The sequence below is a fragment of the Aeromicrobium sp. PFPM2_SD2 genome (genome assembly GCF_057364525.1).
The window spans coordinates 1-3,714 of the sequence record NZ_JBNFNZ010000248.1; the positions used below are offsets into that span (position 1 = coordinate 1).

Here is a 3,714-nt window from a genome sequence, read left to right on the forward strand (position 1 = left end):
CGCACGGCGGCCACGCCGGCGGGCACGCGCAGCAGGCCGTCCGCTTCACCCAGGCGCTGGTCGAGGTCCTGTCGGGCGGACGCCCGCTGCGCCAGGTGGCCACCGTGGATGGCCCCGGACGTCTACGAGGGCCTGCCGCCGCCGGCTCGCCCTGTCGTCCGGACGCGGTCCGGTCACGCGGGCGCGGCTCGCCTCGGTGCACACCGCGGTGGTCGAGCCCGGGGGGTGCTGGAGGTCGCGGCCCCGCATGGTGCACGCGCAGCGCTCGCGCGCACTCGCCGTGCGGCTGGAGCACCACACCCGACCGGCGCGGCGTGCGGCAGTGGCGCTGCACCGCGCTCAGCTGGGCCTCGAGGCCCCGGACGCAACGACCGGCCGGCACCCCGAGGGGCACCGGCCGGTCGTGACGACCTGGGGTCAGCGGTTCTTCTTGCGCGACTGGCGCTGCGCCTTCGCCTTCGACCGGGCCCGAGCCTTGGCGTTGGCCTCACGACGCTTGTCGGCGTCGGCCGGCTCGGCCTCGGCCTGCTCGGTCACGAGCTCGGCGTCGCCCTGCTCGTCCGGGCCGGTGTACGACAGCTGCTGCGGCACGTTGGACTGCAGGCCCTTGGCGGTGAGCTGCGGCTCCTCGTCGACCGGCTGGCCGTCGGGGCCGACCTCCTCGATCTGCACCTCGACGTTGAAGATGAAGCCCACCGACTCCTCGGCGATGCCCTCCATCATGGCGTTGAACAGGTCGAAGCCCTCGCGCTGGTACTCCACGAGCGGGTCGCGCTGGCTGTACGCCCGCAGGCCGATGCCCTCGCGCAGGTAGTCCATCTCGTACAGGTGCTCGCGCCACTTGCGGTCCAGGACGCTGAGCACGACGCGACGCTCGAGCTCGCGCATGATGCGCTCGCCCAGCTCGGCCTCCCGGCGCTCGTACGCGGCCAGGGCGTCGGCGGTCAGCACCTCGGTGAGCTTCTCGCGGGTCAGCTTGGTGCGGCCGCCGACCTCCTCGACGAGCGCGTCGGCGTCGACCGTGACCGGGTAGAGCGTGCCCAGCGCGGTCCACAGCTGCTCGAGGTCCCAGTCCTCGGTGTAGCCGTCGGCGGTGACGCCGCGGACGTAGCCCGAGACGACGTTGCCGACCATCTCGCGCACCCACTCGCGCAGGTCCTCGCCCTCGAGCACCTTGCGACGCTCGGCGTAGACGACCTCGCGCTGGCGGCTCATGACGTCGTCGTACTTGAGGATGTTCTTGCGCGACTCGAAGTTCTGCGCCTCGACCTGCGACTGCGCCGAGGCGATCGCACCGGTGACGCGCTTGTTCTCGATCGGCACGTCGTCGGGGATCTTCATGGTCTGCAGGACCCAGTTGACCCAGTCGGACTTGAACAGCCGCATGAGGTCGTCCTCGAGCGAGAGGTAGAACCGCGTCTCGCCCGGGTCGCCCTGACGGCCGGAACGACCGCGCAGCTGGTTGTCGATGCGGCGCGACTCGTGCCGCTCGGTGCCGATGACGGCCAGGCCGCCGAGCTCGCGCACCTCGTCGCGCTCGGCCTTGACCTGACGGTCGGCCTGCTCGAGCGCGGCGGGCCAGGCCTCGCGCCACGCGTCGGCGTCCTCCAGCGGGTCCAGGCCCTGCTTGCGCAGCTGCTGGTCGGCGAGGAACTCGACGCTGCCGCCGAGCATGATGTCGGTGCCGCGGCCGGCCATGTTGGTGGCGACGGTGACCGCGCCCTTGTGGCCGGCGAGGGCGACGATGGCCGCCTCGCGCTCGTGCTGCTTGGCGTTGAGCACCGCGTGCGGGACGCCGCGCTTGCGCAGCAGCTTGGACAGCCGCTCGGACTTCTCGACGCTCGTGGTGCCGACCAGGATCGGCTGGCCCTTGGCGTGGCGCTCGGCGATGTCCTCGACGACGGCGTTGAACTTCGCGTCCTCGGTGCGGTACACGAGGTCGGGCTGGTCGACGCGCGCGACCGGCTTGTTGGTCGGGATCGGGACGACGCCGAGCTTGTAGATCTTGTCGAACTCGCTGGCCTCGGTCATGGCCGTGCCGGTCATGCCCGAGAGCTTCTCGTAGAGCCGGAAGTAGTTCTGCAGCGTGACGGTCGCGAGGGTCTGGTACTCCTCGCGGATGCGCACGCCCTCCTTGGCCTCGATCGCCTGGTGCAGGCCCTCGTTGTAGCGGCGGCCGTCCAGGATGCGTCCGGTGTGCTCGTCGACGATGAGCACGTTGTCGTCGACGACGACGTACTCCTTGTCGTTGTGGAACAGCTCCTTGGCCTTGACCGCGTTGTTGAGGAAGCTGATCAGCGGGGTGTTGACCGAGTCGTAGAGGTTGTCGATGTTGAGCTGCTTCTCGACCTCGTCGATGCCGGCCTCGGTGACCGCGACGGTGCGCTTCTTCTCGTCGACCTCGTAGTGGACGTCCTTCTCCATGCCCGCGACGATCTTGGCGAAGACGCCGTACCACTCGACCTCGTCCTCGGTGGGGCCGGAGATGATCAGCGGCGTGCGGGCCTCGTCGATGAGGATCGAGTCGACCTCGTCGACGACGGCGAAGAAGTGGCCGCGCTGGACGCACTCGGCCAGGTCGTCGGCCATGTTGTCGCGCAGGTAGTCGAAGCCGAGCTCGTTGTTGGTCGCGTACGTGATGTCGCAGGCGTAGGCCTCGCGGCGCTCGGCCGGGCGCATCGACGGTTCGATGATGCCGACGGTGAGGCCGAGGAACTGGTGCACGCGGCCCATCCACTCGGCGTGGTACTTGGCCAGGTAGTCGTTGACGGTGACGACGTGGACGCCCTGGCCGGCCAGCGCGTTGAGGTAGACCGGCAGCGTCGAGACGAGCGTCTTGCCCTCACCGGTCTTCATCTCGGCGATGTTGCCCAGGTGCAGCGCGGCGCCGCCCATGATCTGGACCGGGTAGTGGCGCTGGCCCAGGACGCGCGTGGCGGCCTCGCGCACCACCGCGAACGCCTCGGGCATGAGGTCGTCGAGCGACTCGCCCTCGGCGAGGCGCTCCTTGAACTCGCCGGTCATGGCGCGCAGCTCGTCGTCGCTGAGCCCGGCGAACTCGTCGCCGAGGGCCTCCACCTGGCGGGCGATGCCCTGCAGCTGGCGGAGGATCTTGCCCTCGCCGGCACGAAGGATCTTGTCGATGATCTTGGGCACGGGGACGTACTCCTGGGAGAGGAAAGAGCTGAGCGAATTCAGTCTAGACGTGCCAGCGCAGCCGCCAGCGGGTCGGCCAGGTCACCACGCCGCTCCACGGACGTGCGGCCGAGCCCGAGCCAGCCTGCCATCTGCACCAGCTCGGCCGCCAGGGAATCGGCCGTGTGGCTCGGGGCGTGGTCCTCGGCGAACGCGGACCGGACGCGCAGCACGCCCTCGGCCCGGTCGGCCTTGAGGTCGACGCGCGCCACGAGCCGGTCGCCGAGCAGGAACGGCAGCACGTAGTAGCCGTGCACGCGCTGGGCCTCGGGCACGTAGATCTCGATGCGGTAGCGGAAGCCGAACAGCTTCTCGGTGCGCGTGCGCTCGAAGACGAGCGGGTCGAACGGGCTGAGCAGCGCCCGGGCGTCGACCCGGCGCGGCCGCACGGCCTCGGCGTGCAGGTAGGCCGGCCGGTTCCAGCCCGCGATGGTGACCGGCTCGAGCTCGCCGGACGCCACGAGCTGCTCGACGGCGGCCTTCGTCGGGGCCGCGGCGAGGCGGAAGTAGTCGCGCAGG

Annotated in this window: 2 protein-coding genes; both read right to left on the minus strand. The window is 70.6% G+C overall.

The window, feature by feature from the left end; genetic code table 11:
* Positions 1 to 417: 417 nt before the first annotated feature.
* Positions 418 to 3,156 carry a preprotein translocase subunit SecA gene (gene secA, locus AC2W7G_RS11390; protein ID WP_485868533.1) on the minus strand — a complete coding sequence of 913 codons (2,739 nt, stop codon included), beginning with the start codon at positions 3,154 to 3,156 and terminating at the stop codon, positions 418 to 420.
* Positions 3,157 to 3,194: 38 nt separating this feature from the next.
* The coding region (locus AC2W7G_RS11395; protein WP_485868534.1) for a DNA glycosylase AlkZ-like family protein at positions 3,195 to 3,714 on the minus strand (520 nt) is incomplete at its 5' end.